Below are 17,382 nucleotides of genomic sequence, written 5' to 3'. Positions count from 1 at the left end.
GTGTTCTTTTTTTGTAAGAACGACTGAAGGTAATTCAAAGTAGGCTGTTACATCTAACATAATATTCATGCTGCGGACTTTCGTCCTGGGTCCGGCATTCGCTGAGTCGTGAATATAGGAACGTTATCCGAAAGAACCCTAAATCGATTAAGAGATGAGGAGCATTTGATGACCTATAAATCAATTTTAATAGATCAATTAACTGCATGTTATAACGATAAGAGTTGGTTCATTCCTCTTGCGGATATACTGGATGATCTAACAGCAACGGAAGCAGTTACTGAGAATGACAATAAACAAACCATATGGTCCATAGTGAATCATCTTATTTATTGGAATGAAACATGGCTTGAGCGTTTTAAGGCAGGAGAATTTATATTAAATAATGCTATTAACAATGATGAGACATTTTCTTTGACTCAAGATCAATTGAATGATTTAGGCTGGAAGGAAACATTAAATAGACTTGAGAATGTATTTAGCAATTGGAGAGTTATTTTAGAAGAAACAGATGAATCAAAGCTCACAAAACAACTTCCAGAATATTTTAATGCTCCTTGGTGGGGAGTTGTTTCTAATTTAAGTATTCATAATGCATATCATATCGGACAAATCATGTTGTTAAAGAAACAAATTCGAGTTAAATAATGTTTTTAGGTTGTTCCCAGATGAGGGGGCAGCATATGCAGAGCTGGTCGTCCGGCCAGGAAGTGATTTGGCTTGGTAAATCAAGCTCAAAAAAAAGGCACGTTTTCAGTTTTGAAAATGTGCCTTTTTTGCCATTAATTTAAAGTCGAAATGGCAAACGTAACAATGAGTGTCATCTGCTTAATTTGCGCCCTTCTTTGTCAAGAAACAACAGTTCGTAGTATTTTTTGGGTCGCCCTTTACTGTTGTCTCGTTTTTCAAATACCGTTTGTACGTATTTACTTTCTTCAATTTTGTTAAGGATACGGTTTGCACCTCTGACGGTCATGGACAGGCACCCAGCAACATCCTCAGAGGATAATTTATTTGTTCTCATGATTTCTGCATAAGACATGATTTTTTGCAAGTTGATGTTGTTTATTCCGATAGTTTTGGCTAACGCGATGATTTCCGGGTCCCCCTGTTCAGAGAACTGTATGACATTCATGCTCCGCATTGGGCCGATAACCTTCTGATCCTCGTTTATAAAAAAGCTGCAGCTGCCCGTAAAGGCTTCCGCCTGTCTGTGAGCTTTGGTGGCGTTAATGTTAGCTTGAAAATATTCATGTCCCGAGCCCCACCCGATCTTCACCTTGTCGCTTATGCGCTCTTCCAGATACTCCAGTAGGGTGCAGTTATGCGCGTTAGTGGTGATTTTCATGAAATTTCCGTAGGTGGTGTATAGTCTGACAAAGCCTTCCGAAATTTGGGCCGTGTCTGCCAGATTCACGCTGCGCAGAAACCTGCCGACAAGGACCTTTAGCTCATGAAGCTGCTCTTCAGATAGCGGATCCGCCGTTCTGGTCGATAAGCATGCGACAACTGCCCTCTGACTCTTAAGCTTGAGGATAGTAATCTCGTTGATGATCTCTCTTATGGTCTCTTTAACGTTTTCCAAAGTGGGCCGGATTAAGATATATCTGACTCCGTGCTTTTTGAGTTCTGGAACAAAGTGGCCGAACGCGGTGATGGACAAGTCTATTTTCTTGTCTTCCCATAGAGTGATATGGTTCTCCAGCATTGTCTCCACCCGTTCGAGCAGATCACCGCTGTCAATGGGCTTTCCCTCATGAGTCAGGTATTGCTGGAATTCGCTGAAAGACTTGATTATATACGCATAATCCACATAGATCCGGGATATATCAAGCCCAGGTTCTGTAACCAGCAGCCGGAAAAGTTCCCTGTAAAGCAGGTTTTCATCATCCTGCAAAATGTGAACAGGTACTTTTTCATCCAGGCATTCCTTATCGATTGACTCGTAAAGCATCCTGCCACTGATCACAAATCCATCCACCGAATCTAAGTTTTTGAGATAGATGTCTGTTGTTTCCCGGAAGTTACTGATTGTAAGAAACCTGAACTGACATAAGGGCCGCATTTCTTCTTCAATGGCGCGGAAATAGTCCATATGGGTCTCAGGCGTGATAATACCCAGCTTGATTTTCATGATAGATTCCTTTCATAAACAGTTCAATCAAAAGAGTTATATCACAATAAATGTGATATTTCAATGTTCCGGCAGCCTCTAAAATAATGTTCTTAAAATGTCTTATTTTCTCTTGACAGCGAATGGATTTAAAAGTACGATAAAAGTGTTCTCAAAAAGTCTTAAAATATGAAGGGGGGAATGTTTACTCTGTTCTTACGTTCATTCAATTTGTGCTTTGGGAGATGTTTATTGTGATTGAAGAAGCTGGAGGTTTTTTGAGTATGGCCCATCAGCTGCAGGACAAATTGGTCAAGCACAGGCATCATCTTCATGCGGTTCCGGAACTTGATTTAAGTTTGCCGAGGACAACTGCCTACGTAAAAGAGGTGTTGGAGTCGATGGGGCTTGAGCCTACTCCCGTAGGAGAGTCAGGTCTAATGGTTACGATCGGCGGACAACATGCCGGGAAGGTGATCCTTATCCGTGCGGATATGGATGGGCTGCCCATTCAAGAAGAAACGGAGCTTTCTTTTGCGTCGTTGAACGGAAACATGCATGCATGCGGTCATGACTTGCATACTTCCATGCTGCTCGGAGCTGCGGAGATCCTGAAGGCCAACGAAGAGCAGCTTCGCGGGACGGTTAAGCTTATGTTTCAGCCGGGTGAAGAGACTCTGCACGGGGCAAAGATGATGCTTGAGAATGGGATTCTTGATAATCCTAAGGTGGATGCAGCCATGATGCTTCATGTGTTGACCGGAATGCCAATTCCTATCGGGCAATTTGTAGTGCCTGAGGCCGGTGGAGCTATCTCAGCTTCCTCTGATTGGTTCGAAATCATCATCCGCGGAAGGGGTGCACATGGAGCAATGCCGAGTGCCGCGGTTGATCCGTTAAATGTGGCTGCTCATCTTCATCTGGCGCTGCAGGGTATTCTCAGCCGTGAAATTCCGCCAGTTGAGAGTGCCGTCCTTACCATTGGCGTGATGGAAGGCGGAAGTACAAACAACGTGATTCCCGATACGGCCAGAATGAAAGGAAGCGTACGCACATTTAACGCCGCATTGCGGGACAAAATGGAAACCCGTATCCACGACATTTCTGCAGGTATCGGAGAAACTTTTCAGGCAAAGGTGGATGTGATCTATACCAGGGGATGTCCTGAGGTGAAAACGGACAGCGGGCTTAACCGTCAAATGAGAACTACGATTGCAAACACTTTTGGCGCCAGTTCCTTAATCGGTATAACCCAATTGATACCCGGCGGGAAATTAATGGGATCGGAAGACTTCGCATTTGTCTCACAAGCGGTGCCAAGTACCTCAGTATTTCTTAACGCAGGCAATACCGAGGAAGGCTATGGTTACCCTGTGCACCATCCAAAGACGATGTTCTCGGATGAGGTGCTGTACAAAGGGGCTGCGGCTTACGCTGCTTTCGCCAGAGATTGGCTTGAAAGTAATAGATAATATCTCAACAAAACCAGGAGGAATTGAAATGACAGAGAGACGTATGATTGGACCAACCAAATTTGAAGAGTACTCGGAGAAATACAAGGAATTTCTATTAATGACCCGCCGTGCCGGAATCATCGAAGTACGGTTGCATACCGACGGAGGGCCGTACAAGCATTCTTGGGAAGCCCATACGGCATGGTCCCATGCATGGTCAGATATTGGCCGCGACCCTGAGAACGAGGTAATGATTATTTCAGGAACAGGGGATAAATGGGTAATAGGGGACCCTGAGGTCTGGAATACAAAATTTATGGACTGGCCGAAGCAAAAGAAGCTCGAACAGTATCATGAATCGCTGAGACTGCTTGAAAATTTGATATTCTGCATTGACATCCCCACCATCGGGGCGATCAACGGGCCGGGAACGCACTGTGAACTCGCAACTCTCTGCGATATTACCATTTGTACTGAAGACGCGGACTTTTTTGATCCTCATTATCTGGGAGGCACACCTCCCGGAGATGGAATGCTGCTCACACTGCAGAACATGATCGGTTTCAAGAAAGCAGCATATTACGCATACACCGGCAAGAATATCAATGGTCAAACCGCCTTGGACCTGGGCATCGTTAGTGAAGTCCTGCCCCGGGAAAAGCTTCTTCCTCGCGCATGGGAGCTTGCGGAGATGATCATGCAGGCACCGCGTTCAACGAGACATCTGTCCCACTCCATTATATCCCGTCCATGGAAACAAGCCCTGGTCAGTGATCAAGGGTTCCAGCTTGCCCACCAAATGTACGACATGGCCATTGATGAAGAAGGAGCTCTGGAGCGGCTGAAAAAAATGCAAGGACGTCTAATGGGCAAAGAAGTTCATTAGAGCTATGGCGGGACCTACACGATTCGTAGAATACTCGGAGAAGTACAAGGACTTGTTCTTCATGACAGAAATTGATCAATACCGCGAAGCTAAAAATATATCTACCGGATACATTTACACTGTGCTCTATAAGAAAATAAAAGGCATGAATTATTAAAAGATAAGAAAGATTATTGTCTGAATTGAATCCGTATCGTTAAATTACTTTAGATATTCTGAGGACGTTTTTAATTCAAGCTATATGTGGTTAATAACTGCCATAAGACACTTTGAAACAACAATTAAAAATAACACTAACGAGACGACGCTGCAGAAAATATGTAGTGTCGCTTTTTTAGAGGTTACATGTGAAAATCTCTATTCTTAATTTTATTTATGAAAAGATAAAAACTAGATCAGCTAATTAATTTGTTACCCGAAAGGAGAAGGGGATATATTCCTAAAGAGGAAAACCGCATTTTCAGCACGGTGTTTCTTGTCGAGCAACCGTATCTGATAACGGACTGTGGGCCAGAAGTCAAACTTAGCATTGCATTATAGCCGAGTGATTTACGCTTTGGAGGTTGGTAATATTGATTACCAGGAAGGGAGGTTTTCTACATGGAATCTTTAATGTGGAATAATAAAAACTGGCTACAAGAAGACCAAGAATTCTCACCAAAACGGAGAGTAGATAATAAAATCAGCTGGCAAAGGCCTCACATCATCGGAAGTTTTCACAGTAGAAAGATGAAGCGTACTGTCGAGTACCACTCATTGAATGAGTGTTTATTTTATTATTTTCTAGAGGTGGATGTTTCAACATTATATTACTATGTTCAACCCGTTGAAGTCCCCATCCCATATAAAACAAAAAAATTAGAGAAAAAAATTTTGGTTACATGTGCCTGATGTTCTGGTATTTCGAAATGGTTATCCTCCTTTGTTATATCAGATAAAAGAGGCACCAGATGTGGTTCATAACATTAAATGAGACTAATTATATTGTCAAATGAGATAGGAACATCTACGCCTGCACCTGGTTTTTCTTCCGCCCTATAGTCCCAACCTAAATCCAGTAGAGGGGCTATGGCTGTGGCTTAAATCCAATGTGGCGAATAACGTGTTTTTTTAGAGGTTTTATAAGATTAAGCTTCATGTCGGCCAGTTTATGAAACGGATTAACAACTGGAAACAATTCGAGTTTTGAATATTTTGGAAGATACTCTTTAAAATGTCATTTCATTTGAACATCCAAATAGAAAGGTATTTGATTATGATATTCATTAACAAAAAAACTATTAATAAGCTAACTGAATCGCATAGAGAACCTAACATGCTTATCTGCTATTCAACTCCTCAAAGCCTTTCGGCTTGGACAAGTCGAGCTATATTACTCCTAAATAATGATAAAATTATTATCCTTTTCCTCAATCTATTTTCCACTAAAGTAGTACAGAAAGTTGAATTTGAAGTAGCTGATTTACAAGAACAAAAATATCATTCCATATATCTGTCTTCTGCAATATGGTCATTTAACATTAAAGGACAGCATTGGAGGTTCAAGATAATCAAAAAAATTCTTCCTCTTGGCTCTATGCAAAGGGATTTTCTAAATTTCTTGCAACAAAATATCTTAAAATAGCGACTGAGTAGATCAGCGATCTTCGAAAACACGTGCCCTTCCAGACAAAGACGAACAGCCAGGTATCTTTCGTAAAGTCGTTTATCTGGGGTTTCCTTCATGGTTCAATTCACTACCCAATAGGCATTTGAAATCATGCTGTTGTATGATATAACCCACAGGGGCTGCGTGTTATTATATCAAATGAATTTGACAGGTTCCCAAATCTTTGTTAGAGTTTCAAACAAATACGTATAACCTTTTCATGGGATGTTACCGATAGGGCATAACCTGAATTGGCTTGTTTACACGGTAAGTGTACACAGGCTGGTTTGGGTTTTTTTATTGTCTGTCACCCTTCGCTACCCCTTTTATTACACATTTGGAAGGAGAATGTTTATGTCCAGTTATATTTTTCCTAAAGACTTTTTATGGGGCGGTGCTCTTGCTGCCAATCAGGCTGAGGGCGCTTATTTGGAAGATGGTAAAGGATTGAGTCTGGTGGATCTGCTGCCTACCGGAGAGAAGAGAAGAAGCATAATGAAAGGGAATGTTCCTTCACTGACTCCACTTGAAAGCGAATTCTATCCTTCCCACCAAGCCATTGATTTCTATCATCACTATCGTGAGGATATCGCGCTATTTGCAGAAATGGGATTTAAGGCGCTGCGTGTTTCCATTGCCTGGGCTCGTATTTTTCCAACAGGAGAAGACGCTACTCCCAATGAAGCAGGTTTGCAATTCTACGATGATTTGTTCGACGAGTTGCATAAACATGGCATTCAGCCAGTCGTTACTCTCGCTCATTTTGACGTGCCAGTGGATCTGGTCGAGAAGTATGGAAGCTGGCGGAGCCGGAAGCTGGTAGGTCTGTTTGAAACCTATGCCAAAACAGCATTCACCCGCTATAAGGATAAAGTGAAGTACTGGATGACATTTAACGAGATTAACATGCTTCTCCATTTGCCGTTTCTCGGCGCCGGTCTTGTTTTTCAAGAAGGTGAAAACGTTAAACAAATTCAGTACCAGGCTGCACATCATCAGCTTGTTGCAAGTGCGCTGGCTGTAAAAGCGTGTCACGAGATTATCCCAGATGCGAAGATTGGCTGTATGCTTGCTGCCGGCAGCTTCTATCCGTATACATGTAATCCCGAAGATGTATATCAGGGCATGGAAAAAGACCGCGAGTCCTACTTCTTCATTGATGTTCAGTCACGCGGCGAATATCCTGGTTATGCGAAGCGCTTCTTTAAGGATCATGGATTAAACATTGAGATGGAATCAGGCGACGCAGCCATTCTGAAAGATCACACCGTTGACTATATCGGATTCAGCTATTATTCAAGCCGGACGACCAGCACAGACCCGGAAATCGTCAAGAATATGACCAGTGGTAATGTATTCGGCTCCGTAGCCAATCCATATTTGGATAAGTCCGAATGGGGCTGGACGATCGATCCCAAAGGATTCCGCATCACAGCCAACCAATTGCATGATCGTTACCAAAAGCCTCTGTTCGTAGTGGAAAACGGTTTTGGTGCCAATGATGTGGTTTCGCCTGAAGGAGAAGTTAACGACGATTACCGGATCGACTATCTCAAGCGGCATATTGCCGAAATGGGTGAGGCTCTTCAAGACGGAGTCGAAATTATCGGTTACACAAGTTGGGGACCTATTGACATTGTCAGCGCTTCCTCAGGAGAGATGAAAAAACGTTACGGTTATATTTATGTGGACCGCGACAACGAAGGCGAAGGTTCGTTGAAACGGATTAAAAAGAAAAGCTTCCACTGGTACAAAAACGTAATTCATTCCGACGGAGAAAATCTGGGCGAATAATCGTACCACAAGTAATAGGATCGGACATCCCGGGCCCACGGGGATTTCCGATCTTCGTTTCTTCATTGAAAGCGTTGACAATCGTTCCTCTTCGGGCTATACTTGACGCAATTCCATCATTTTTAGGATTGTTACTGCGTAGCAGGCAAAACCTAAGCCACAAATAAGAAGATGTTACAGTCTTGTTTATTTGGCGTGCTTCGGTTTTTTTCTGTTTACAATAAATAGGATGGAGCAAGTGTGGCTCTTGCTGGCATATGGAACGGGGGATCAAGATGAACATAGCAAAGGTCATCAACAACAATGTAATCAGCGTCTACCAGACGGACGGTACCGAACTCGTGGTGATGGGGCGGGGGATTGCTTTTAAGAAAAAGCCTGGAGACAAAGTAGACGAAACCAGAATTCAGAAGGTATTTGCTCTGAAAAACAAACAGACGTCCGATAACTTTAAAATGCTGTTACGTGAGGTACCGCTTGATTTGATCATGATTGTAGAGGAAGTCATAAATGACGCCAAGCATAATCTGAATAGAAAGCTGAACGAAAATATTTATGTTTCGCTGACCGATCATATCAATTTCGCTGTTGAAAGATACCGGGAAGGATTGGAAATCAAAAACGCGTTGTTGTGGGAAATCAAACAGCTATACAAAGAAGAATTTGCGATAGGTCTGAAAACGCTGGAACAAATCAAACAAAAGCTCGATATTGAACTGCCTGTAGATGAAGCAGCTTATATTGCCCTTCACATCGTAAATGCTGAAATGAACGAGGAAGTCATTACAACCATGAGTATCACGAAGTTTATCCAGCAAATTATCAATATCGCAAAGTACCATTTTAAGGTTGATTTTGACGAGGATTCTTTGAGTTATTTCCGCTTTATTACGCATCTGAAATTTTTTGCCCAGCGCGTATTTAAGGGAAATCACTATGAAAATAACTATGACCATTTGTATGACATGATTAAGGAAAAGCACAAGGAAGCAGCTGCTTGTACTGAGAAAATCGGAACCTTTGTAAAAAAAGAATACAATCACGAATTGACGAACGAAGAAAAGCTGTATTTGACTGTGCATATTGAACGAGTGGTGAACAGATAAGTTGAACTTTTTTAGTAAAAAAGAATCAAAAATATATTTAAAATGTTTTTGTTGACAAATATGGTAGATTAAATGTATTATGTGAGTAACAGGAATTTAATAATTTTTAACTGGGATTGTTACTGGTTATGCAGGCAAAACCTAAGTCATGAAAAATTGCGGGACTCAAGTGCCCACCATTTTTCAAGGCTTAGGTTTTTTGTGTGCCTAAATATGGTAAAAAGCCCCTTAGAACATGGAGGTGTCCATCATGAGTTATGAACAACTGGCTAAAGAAATTGTGCACCTGGTAGGCGGCGAAAAAAATGTAGTATCGCTCGTACACTGCGCCACGCGCCTGCGTTTTGTACTAAAAGATGAGGCGAAAGCAGACAAGGCAAAGCTGGAGAAAACTGATGGAATTATTACGGTCAAGCAGAGCGGTGGCCAGTTCCAGGTTGTGGTCGGCAACAAAGTACCAGAAGTGTATAATGCCATCGGCCAAGTATCCAACATTTTAAATGAAACTGGAAAAGAAGATCATTCAGCTAAAGGCAAGAAAGGGTTTGGCGCTGTAATCGACGTAATTTCCAGTATTTTTGCACCGTTGCTCGGAGTTATGGCGGGGTCCGGTATTTTGAAAGGTCTACTGCTGATTGCGAGTAACCTCGGCTGGTTGGTTCCGAAAGACACTACTTATATGATTTTGTATGCTGCGGCTGACAGCTTGTTTTATTTCCTGCCGCTCTTGTTAGCGGTTACAACGGCACGGAAATTTGGAGGTAATATCTTCGTTGCTCTGACCATCGCCGGAGGGCTGCTTTACCCGACCATTGTCACGTTGAAAACAGAAGGTACACCTACAGACTTTTTCGGTATTCCTATTGTGATGATGAGTTATTCATCTACCGTTATTCCGATAATTTTAGCCGTTATCGTCATGAGTAAGCTGGAAAAATGGTGCAATCGCGTGATCCATGAGAGTGTCAAAAACTTTATTACACCTTTGATTCTACTTGTAATTATGCTTCCTCTGACCCTGATGGTTTTTGGTCCAGTCGGGGTGTATGTGGGCAACGCAATCGCTACCGCGCTCGTTGCTGCGTTCAGCTTTAGTCCGCTGCTGGCTGGAGCAATTCTTGGTGCTTGCTGGCAGTTGCTCGTTATTTTCGGTGTTCACTGGGGTCTTGTACCTGTATTCATTAATAATATTGCTGTTAATGGCAGAGACGGGATCAAACCTTCCGCTGCGGCATCCATCTTTGCTCAAACCGGCGCTTCGTTCGGTGTTATGCTGAAAACGAAAAATAAAAAGCTGAAAACACTAGCGGGTTCCGCTACACTTACCGCTTTATTCGGCATCACGGAGCCAGCAGTTTATGGGGTTACGCTGCCGTTGAAACGTCCGTTTATTGCAGGTATTATCGGTGGTGCTGTCGGTGGTGCCATTATCGGTCAAGCGGGAACGCAAGCATTTGCCTCCGGCGCACCTGGATTGCTGACCTTGCCGATCTTTTACGGTCCTGGCGGACAAGGCTTCCCAGGATTGATTTTAGGGATTACCGTTTCATTCCTGGTGTCGGCCATTTTGACTTATATTTTAGGTTTTGAAGATCCAGTTGAAGAAGAGGAAACTACTAACAATTCGGCTAAAGAATCGACATCTACAGTTGCAGTTTCTAATGAAGAGGTACTAAGCCCGATTGAAGGAACGGTGGTCGCTCTGTCGGAGGTTCCCGATCCAGCATTTGCTTCGGAAGCTATGGGTAAAGGTATCGCCATCCAACCGACAACGGGCAGAGTCGTAGCCCCGTTCGATGGAACCATCACCGTGGCGTTCAAGAAAAAACATGCGCTTGCAGTTGTTTCGCATCATGGCGCAGAAGTTCTGATTCACGTCGGAGTAGATACGGTCAAGCTGGACGGTAAACATTTTACGTCCCATATCAAAGAAGGCGATCAGGTGAAAGCTGGGGACCTACTGCTTGAGTTTGATGTTGAGCAAATCAGGGCAGAGGGTTATCCTACGATTACGCCAGTTATCATTACGAATTCTTCCGAATATACTGAAGTCCTTCCAATCGCTCAAGGAGAGGTAACGGAGCAGGCCCCGCTGTTGAAACTGTCTAGCGCTCTGAATGAGAAAGAAAGCATTGCCTAAATGTCTTAAGGACAAGGCTCTGATGATCCATATTCCCGGATCATCAGAGCTTTTTTGTCGTCCTTTCAGGTAGCAGATAAGTCGATTTGTAATTGACAATATGTCAATTAAATTAGCTTGTACGGTTGTAAAAACTATTCTATAATTTCTTGTAAATATGAAAAATTTTCTGAAAACATTAACTGAATATGAATTGATGGATCAGGGGGAAATGCAAGGAATGTTAGAGAAGTGGGCAGAGGCAGTAAATGGCGTCATTTGGAGCAATCCTGTGGTATATGTCTGTTTGAGCGTGGGGCTATTATTTTCAATTATGACCCGATTTCTGCAAATCAGACATTTCAAAGAGATGATTCGCCTTGTCTTTAAAGGGAAAAGTTCTGAGGCAGGTGTATCCTCATTTCAGGCCTTTACGATGGCGTTATCAGGACGTGTAGGAACGGGGAATATTGCGGGGATTGCACTGGCAGTCGGTATGGGAGGACCCGGGGCAATATTTTGGATGTGGGTCATGGCTTTTATCGGATCGGCCACTGCGTTTGTTGAATCTACACTGGCTCAGATCTATAAGGTAAAGCGTGATGGTCAGTATCGAGGCGGCCCGGCCTTTTATATTGAAAAAGGGACAGGCTTAAAATGGTTTGCGGTTATTTTCGCAGTTGTAGCGTTGGTCGCTATGTGTTTACTGTTGCCGGGAACTCAATCGAATTCGATTGCGGTAGCTTTTCATAGTTCGTTTGGTATGGATATGAAGGTTTCCGGGATAGTAGTTGTGGTGTTGCTGGCGCTTATCATATTTGGTGGTGTAAAAAGAATTGCCAATGTGGCACAGGTAGTCATACCCTTTATGGCACTTGGCTACATCCTTGTCTCTTTCTATATTATGATGACGAACATTACTGCGCTTCCCGATGTATTTGCCCTTATTTTTCGCAGTGCCTTCGGTATCGATTCAGTGTTCGGTGGTATAGCAGGGACAGCCATTGCCTGGGGGGTAAAACGAGGCATTTATTCGAATGAAGCAGGACAAGGCTCTGGTGCCCATCCAGCCGCCGCCGCAGAAGTGTCTCATCCGGCAAAGCAAGGACTGGTTCAAGCATTTTCTGTATATGTAGATACCTTTTTAGTCTGTACGTCTACGGCTTTCATGGTCTTGTTTACAGGGATGTACAATGTGAAGGGACCAGGTGGGGGCTATATTGTGCAGCATCTTCCGGGTGTTGAAGAAGGAACTCAATATACACAATCTGCCATCGAATCGGTATTTCCGGGTTTTGGGTCGAGTCTTTTGTCCATTACATTGTTCTTTTTCGCCTTTACCACCATTATCGCCTATTATTATATCGCTGAAACGAATATGGCCTACCTGATTGCCGATCGTAAAGCCAAATGGCCTATGTTCCTGTTAAAGCTGGTTATTCTGGGTTCGACATTCTATGGAACGGTTGTCAAGGAATCTGCGTTGGCGTGGACACTGGGGGATGTGGGGGTCGGTATTATGATGTGGGTGAATCTGATTGCTATGATCCTCCTGGCCAAGCCTGCGCTTCTGGTGCTTAAGGATTACGAACGGCAACGGAGGCAAGGGATAGACCCGGTATTTGATCCGAAGAAGGCAGGGATTTCAAATGCCGATTACTGGTCAAAGGAATATCAGCCTCCTTCAGATGAGTTGACGATCACCGCTAAACCAAGCAAGCTTCAAGCCTAATAAGATAGAGAAGTAAGATCAAAGGTGGCTCCGCGGGGAGTCATCTTTTTTTCGTTATCTTGCCTTTACATTCCAAGAAGGGTACATATGTTCACTATTTAGTTTATAATTTAGACAGAGGGATTTTGAATAATCCTGCCATAGATATGTGGGAGGTCACATTTGCATCAGAGAGGTGATTTGAATGAGTACATCCGATTTATCCATAACTGACGACAAGTGGAGAGCTATCGTAGAAAACGACAAGTCTTATGACGGGATATTTTTGTACGCCGTGAAGACAACGGGAATATTTTGTCGCCCCTCCTGCAAATCCCGACCTCCCAAAAGAGAGAACATCCGTATATTTAAAACAGCGGAACAGGCATTGGCTGAGCATTTCCGTCCATGCAAAAGGTGTAAACCGACAGGACAACGATTGCCTGATCATGAATGGATCGCACGGGTTACAGAATACGTGAATTCTAACTATATGAAGGACTTAACATTGCACATCCTAGCTGAGATAAGTCATGGAAGTCCGTATCATTTACATCGTACCTTCAAGCGGGTCATGCATCTAACCCCGATGGAATATATACAGCAGACCAGGTTGGAACAAGCGAAGGAGCTGCTCATCTGCTCAGATATATCTGTTGCGGAAGTGGGGGAGAACGTAGGTCTGTCCAATGCACCTTACTTTATTACGTTATTTAAAAAGAATACAGGCTACACCCCATTGCAATATCGCCAACTCAAATCGAAAGCAACATAAAATGGAGGTACACAGCATGGCACATCAAATAAATAAAACGATCTATTGGTCATTGTTGACACATGAGGATTGGAATTTATATATTGCAGCTACATCGGAAGGATTATGTTATGTGGGCTCGCCCAATCATCCTGTAGAGGAATTGTTTTCATGGGCAGGAAGTCGATTTCCCGGTAGCCCTTTAGTTGAAGAGGATGCCGCTTTACAGCCCTATGCCAAGGAGCTGATTGAATATTTCCAAGGGGAGCGCACCCAATTTACATTGCCCTTTGACTTTCAGGGGACTGCATTCCAGCTGGCGGTTTGGAATGCGTTGTGTGATATTCCGTATGGGGAAACACTATCCTATTCAGATATTGCCAACGCTATTCAAAAACCAGCCTCTGTTCGTGCGGTGGGGGCCGCCATCGGTGCTAATCCGATTTTGGTTACGGTCCCTTGTCATCGGGTCATTGGTAAAAATGGAGCTATGACCGGATATCGTGGTGGTTTGGACATGAAGGTTAAGCTTTTGCAGCTCGAAAAGGAAAGAGTGGCGTTGGTTCAGTATGAAAAATGAGTATTACAAATCCCCAAAGACACTTCTGAATAAAGGGACCGGCTTCTTGTCAGGGTATACACACTCGTTGAACCCGTATACAGGTTGTACCTTTGGTTGCTCGTATTGCTATGTACGCCAATTGCCAGTCTCCACATTTCGGAAGGAAGCGTGGGGGACATGGGTTGATATTAAAAATCAGGCGGCAGATATTCTTCGCAAGGAACTTCGTAGAGCCAAATCCAAAGGTAAAGTCACGATTTTCATGTCGTCAAGCACAGATCCTTATCAGCCTGCTGAGTACAAGGAAGAGGTGACCCGGTCTCTGCTGGAGGTGATGGTGGATGAGCCACCAGATTTTCTCTTTTTACAGACGCGCAGTCCACTGGTACGGCGGGATACCGATTTACTGCTCCGATTGGGGGATCGTGTTCGTGTAAGTATGACTGTAGAAACAGATCGAGAAGATATACGCAAACATTTTACCCCGGAAGCTCCTCCCATCCAGGCTCGTCTCCAAACGCTGCATCTCTTAAAGGAGGCAGGTGTACCGACGCAAGCTACGATTGCTCCGATGCTTCCAAGCAGTGAACATTTTGCAGACAAGCTCGTGCCTCTGGTCAACCGTGTCTGTATTGATGATTATTTTATGGGAGATGGCAGTGGGGGGAGACGAACGCGTAGCTTAAAAATAGGTGCGCTGTACGAGTCATTGGGGCTGGAAGAATGGTATCATCCTGCTGCCTATAAGACGGTTGAACGTTTTCTCCATGTTTTCCCGAAAGAACAGCTCTACGTGAGCAAAGAAGGATTCGAACCTTGATGGAACAGAAGTCTATGCCATTGAACCAAGAGTGAACCATATAAGGGGGCAGCGGGAGAACGAATGCAAACCGTAATGACCAAAAACTTTGATTATGGGGACAAGGAAATCAATTATCTAAAAAACGTAGACACCGTACTTGGTGCAGCGATGACGCAAATGGGCAAGGTAGAACGGGTGATCATTCCTGACCTGTTTGCGGCGCTCGTTCATGCAATTGTGGGACAGCTTATATCGGCCAAGGCGGTTCAGACCATATGGGCAAGGATGCAGGAGAAGTTAGGCGTGATCACTCCACAAAATATAGCTGTTCAGACGGCTTTAGATATTCAAAGCTGTGGCATCACCATGAAAAAGGCCACATGTATCCTTAATATAGCCCAGTCGATCGAGCAGGGCCTGTTGGATTTACAGAAATTATATGAGCTTTCCGATGCACAGGTGATCGAGAAATTGTCCTCGCTGCAAGGGATAGGACCTTGGACGGCTGAAATGATGCTGATGAATTGCATGGAGCGTCCAGATGTCGTCAGTTGGGGTGATATGGCTATTCGACGGGGAATGATGAAGTTGTACCATCTGGATACATTGACCAAGCAGCAATTCGAGGAGTACCGCCGAGTCTATTCGCCTTATGGTTCGGTGGCCTCCATTTATTTGTGGAGTATTTCATTTCGTTAAAAATCAGGGAGTGGAAACGATGGAGAAAACAATCAGAGAACAAATACTGTCATATGTGGATGCGGATTTTCAGAAATTCACGGCTGCATTGCTTCCGACGATTAATAATGTGCTGGGTGTACGTCTGCCAATGCTGCGTAAGCTAGCTCAAAATATCGCCAAAGGGGATTGGCGTCTCTATCTGGAGACTGCTGAAAGTGATCACTTCGAAGAAGTCATGCTGCAAGGCATGGTGATTGGTTCTGTAAAAACGGATATAGAGGAAGTTTTGAGTTATACCGCCAAGTTTGTTCCTAAAATTGATAATTGGTCCGTATGTGATAGTTTCTGTGCCGGATTGAAAATCACCAAACATCATAAAGAACGGGTGTGGGAGTTTATTCAACCCTACTTGCTCTCCAAGAAAGAATATGAAATTCGGTTTGGTGTAGTTATGCTTCTGAATTTTTATATTGAGGAACAGTATATGAACCGGGTGTTTGCTCTGCTAGATCAGACCCATCGTGAGGATTATTATGTACAAATGGCGGTAGCATGGGCGATATCGATCTGTTATATCAAGCTGCCTGAGGCAACGATGGCGTATTTAAGTCATAATACATTGGATGATTTTACTTTCAATAAAGCTCTGCAGAAAATTACAGAATCATACCGGGTGGATCAGGCAACGAAAACGACCATTCGTAGTATGAAGCGAAAAAGAAAATAGGATGGGGCTCAGCAGCCAGGTACGCACTTTGCCTTTTTTGGAATTTAATAATAAAATGGAAGTAACTTTCGAAAAGGAGATGACGTGAATTGGCAGAGCAAGTGCGTCTTGGTAAAATAGATTTATATGTAAAACCAATCGGTTTGGGTGCAAATAAGGTGGGAGGACATAATCTCTTTTCCGATTTGAACAATGAAACGGGCAAAGAAGTCGTTCGCACAGCTTTGGATAATGGCATCAACTTTCTGGATACGGCTTTTATTTATGGACCTGAGCACTCGGAACGATTAATTGGTGAGGTATTGAAAGAGCGTGGTCAGCGTGATAAAGCTGTTATTGCCACGAAGGGTGCACACAAATTTGTGAACGGAGAGATTGTTTTTGACAACTCGCCTGCTTTTTTACGAGAATCCGTCGAATCTAGTCTGAAAAGATTGCAGACCGATTATATCGATCTGTTCTATATCCATTTCCCCGATGAAGCTACGCCGAAGGCAGAAGCAGTCGGAGAACTGAAGAAGCTTAAGGACGAAGGCAAAATCAAGGCTATTGGCGTATCTAACTTTTCCATTGAACAACTTAAGGATGCGAATAGCGACGGTTATGTAGATGTGCTCCAATCCCAATATAATTTGTTTCAACGGGAAGCTGAGAAGGATCTGCTGCCTTATACCAAGGAAAATGGCATTTCGTTTGTGCCTTATTTCCCGCTAGCTTCAGGATTGCTGGGTGGTAAGTATACGAAAGACATGACCTTCACGGACATCAGAGCGAATAATCCACTGTTTCAGGGAGATACATTTGCTCGTAATTTGGACAAAGTGGAGCAGGTACGGGAGATTGCCAATGCGTTGAATGCAGAGGTTGCTCACGTAGTGCTCGCATGGTATTTGACACGCGATTCAATTGATGCCCTCATTCCAGGTGCGAAGGGGCCGGAGCAGGTGCTGGCGAATCTGAAGACGCTAAATGTCCAATTGAGTCAGGCTGATATCGAAAAGATTGACCATATTTTCAAATAATGA

Annotated in this window: 16 protein-coding genes; 15 read left to right on the top strand and 1 reads right to left on the bottom strand. The window is 43.5% G+C overall.

What is annotated here, in order from left to right:
* The first annotated feature begins 168 nt into the window (after window positions 1-168).
* Window positions 169-648 (top strand): DinB family protein, encoded by a 480-nt coding sequence (locus NSS94_RS20180; RefSeq protein ID WP_069012594.1) that lies wholly within the window; start codon window positions 169-171, stop codon window positions 646-648.
* Window positions 649-820: 172 nt separating this feature from the next.
* Here NSS94_RS20180 and NSS94_RS20175 read toward each other — a convergent pair whose 3' ends face one another.
* Window positions 821-2,134 (bottom strand): hypothetical protein, encoded by a 1,314-nt coding sequence (locus tag NSS94_RS20175; RefSeq protein ID WP_029518181.1) that lies wholly within the window; start codon window positions 2,132-2,134, stop codon window positions 821-823.
* A 263-nt stretch (window positions 2,135-2,397) separates the two neighbouring features.
* Here NSS94_RS20175 and NSS94_RS20170 point away from each other — a divergent pair, with 263 nt between their 5' ends.
* From NSS94_RS20170 to NSS94_RS20105, 14 genes are all read left to right on the top strand, one after another.
* Window positions 2,398-3,585 carry a M20 metallopeptidase family protein gene (locus NSS94_RS20170; protein ID WP_341039994.1) on the top strand — a complete coding sequence of 396 codons (1,188 nt, stop codon included), beginning with the start codon at window positions 2,398-2,400 and terminating at the stop codon, window positions 3,583-3,585.
* Window positions 3,586-3,613: 28 nt separating this feature from the next.
* Entirely contained in the window at window positions 3,614-4,453 is an 840-nt protein-coding gene (locus NSS94_RS20165; RefSeq protein ID WP_341039992.1) for an enoyl-CoA hydratase/isomerase family protein, read from the top strand.
* A gap of 600 nt (window positions 4,454-5,053) precedes the next feature.
* Entirely contained in the window at window positions 5,054-5,344 is a 291-nt protein-coding gene (locus tag NSS94_RS20160) for a hypothetical protein (protein WP_318628421.1), read from the top strand.
* A 121-nt stretch (window positions 5,345-5,465) separates the two neighbouring features.
* A complete protein-coding gene (locus tag NSS94_RS20155; protein WP_081317620.1) occupies window positions 5,466-5,567 on the top strand; it encodes a transposase in 102 nt (33 codons plus the stop codon).
* 888 nt (window positions 5,568-6,455) lie between these two features.
* Window positions 6,456-7,895, top strand: coding sequence for a 6-phospho-beta-glucosidase (locus NSS94_RS20150; RefSeq protein ID WP_341039991.1), 1,440 nt, complete (start codon window positions 6,456-6,458; stop codon window positions 7,893-7,895).
* Between the two features lie 275 nt (window positions 7,896-8,170).
* Window positions 8,171-9,001 (top strand): BglG family transcription antiterminator LicT, encoded by an 831-nt coding sequence (gene licT / locus NSS94_RS20145; RefSeq protein WP_029518185.1) that lies wholly within the window; start codon window positions 8,171-8,173, stop codon window positions 8,999-9,001.
* Window positions 9,002-9,251: 250 nt separating this feature from the next.
* Window positions 9,252-11,141, top strand: coding sequence for a beta-glucoside-specific PTS transporter subunit IIABC (locus NSS94_RS20140; protein ID WP_029518186.1), 1,890 nt, complete (start codon window positions 9,252-9,254; stop codon window positions 11,139-11,141).
* Between the two features lie 220 nt (window positions 11,142-11,361).
* The gene (locus NSS94_RS20135) at window positions 11,362-12,852 is read left to right on the top strand and encodes an alanine/glycine:cation symporter family protein (RefSeq protein WP_029518187.1); all 1,491 of its coding nucleotides are present in this window, start codon (window positions 11,362-11,364) and stop codon (window positions 12,850-12,852) included.
* A gap of 184 nt (window positions 12,853-13,036) precedes the next feature.
* Complete coding sequence (locus NSS94_RS20130; RefSeq protein WP_039272725.1) at window positions 13,037-13,606, top strand: bifunctional transcriptional activator/DNA repair enzyme AdaA; 570 nt, start codon at window positions 13,037-13,039, stop codon at window positions 13,604-13,606.
* A 16-nt stretch (window positions 13,607-13,622) separates the two neighbouring features.
* Window positions 13,623-14,165, top strand: coding sequence for a methylated-DNA--[protein]-cysteine S-methyltransferase (locus NSS94_RS20125; protein ID WP_029518188.1), 543 nt, complete (start codon window positions 13,623-13,625; stop codon window positions 14,163-14,165).
* Window positions 14,155-14,967 carry an SPL family radical SAM protein gene (locus NSS94_RS20120; protein ID WP_341039989.1) on the top strand — a complete coding sequence of 271 codons (813 nt, stop codon included), beginning with the start codon at window positions 14,155-14,157 and terminating at the stop codon, window positions 14,965-14,967. The genes NSS94_RS20125 and NSS94_RS20120 overlap by 11 nt, the downstream gene beginning before the upstream one ends.
* 63 nt (window positions 14,968-15,030) lie before the next feature.
* Complete coding sequence (locus NSS94_RS20115; protein ID WP_069012598.1) at window positions 15,031-15,648, top strand: DNA-3-methyladenine glycosylase family protein; 618 nt, start codon at window positions 15,031-15,033, stop codon at window positions 15,646-15,648.
* A 19-nt stretch (window positions 15,649-15,667) separates the two neighbouring features.
* Complete coding sequence (locus tag NSS94_RS20110; RefSeq protein WP_318628419.1) at window positions 15,668-16,357, top strand: DNA alkylation repair protein; 690 nt, start codon at window positions 15,668-15,670, stop codon at window positions 16,355-16,357.
* Between the two features lie 89 nt (window positions 16,358-16,446).
* On the top strand, window positions 16,447-17,379 hold the full coding sequence (locus NSS94_RS20105; protein WP_341039988.1) for an aldo/keto reductase: 933 nt from the start codon (window positions 16,447-16,449) through the stop codon (window positions 17,377-17,379).
* Window positions 17,380-17,382: the final 3 nt, after the last annotated feature.

It is taken from the genome of Paenibacillus sp. FSL L8-0644, assembly GCF_038008165.1.
Lineage (GTDB): Bacteria > Bacillota > Bacilli > Paenibacillales > Paenibacillaceae > Paenibacillus > Paenibacillus polymyxa_D.
Note: the sequence above shows the minus strand (reverse complement) of the source record. Positions and strands in the feature narration are given on the sequence as shown.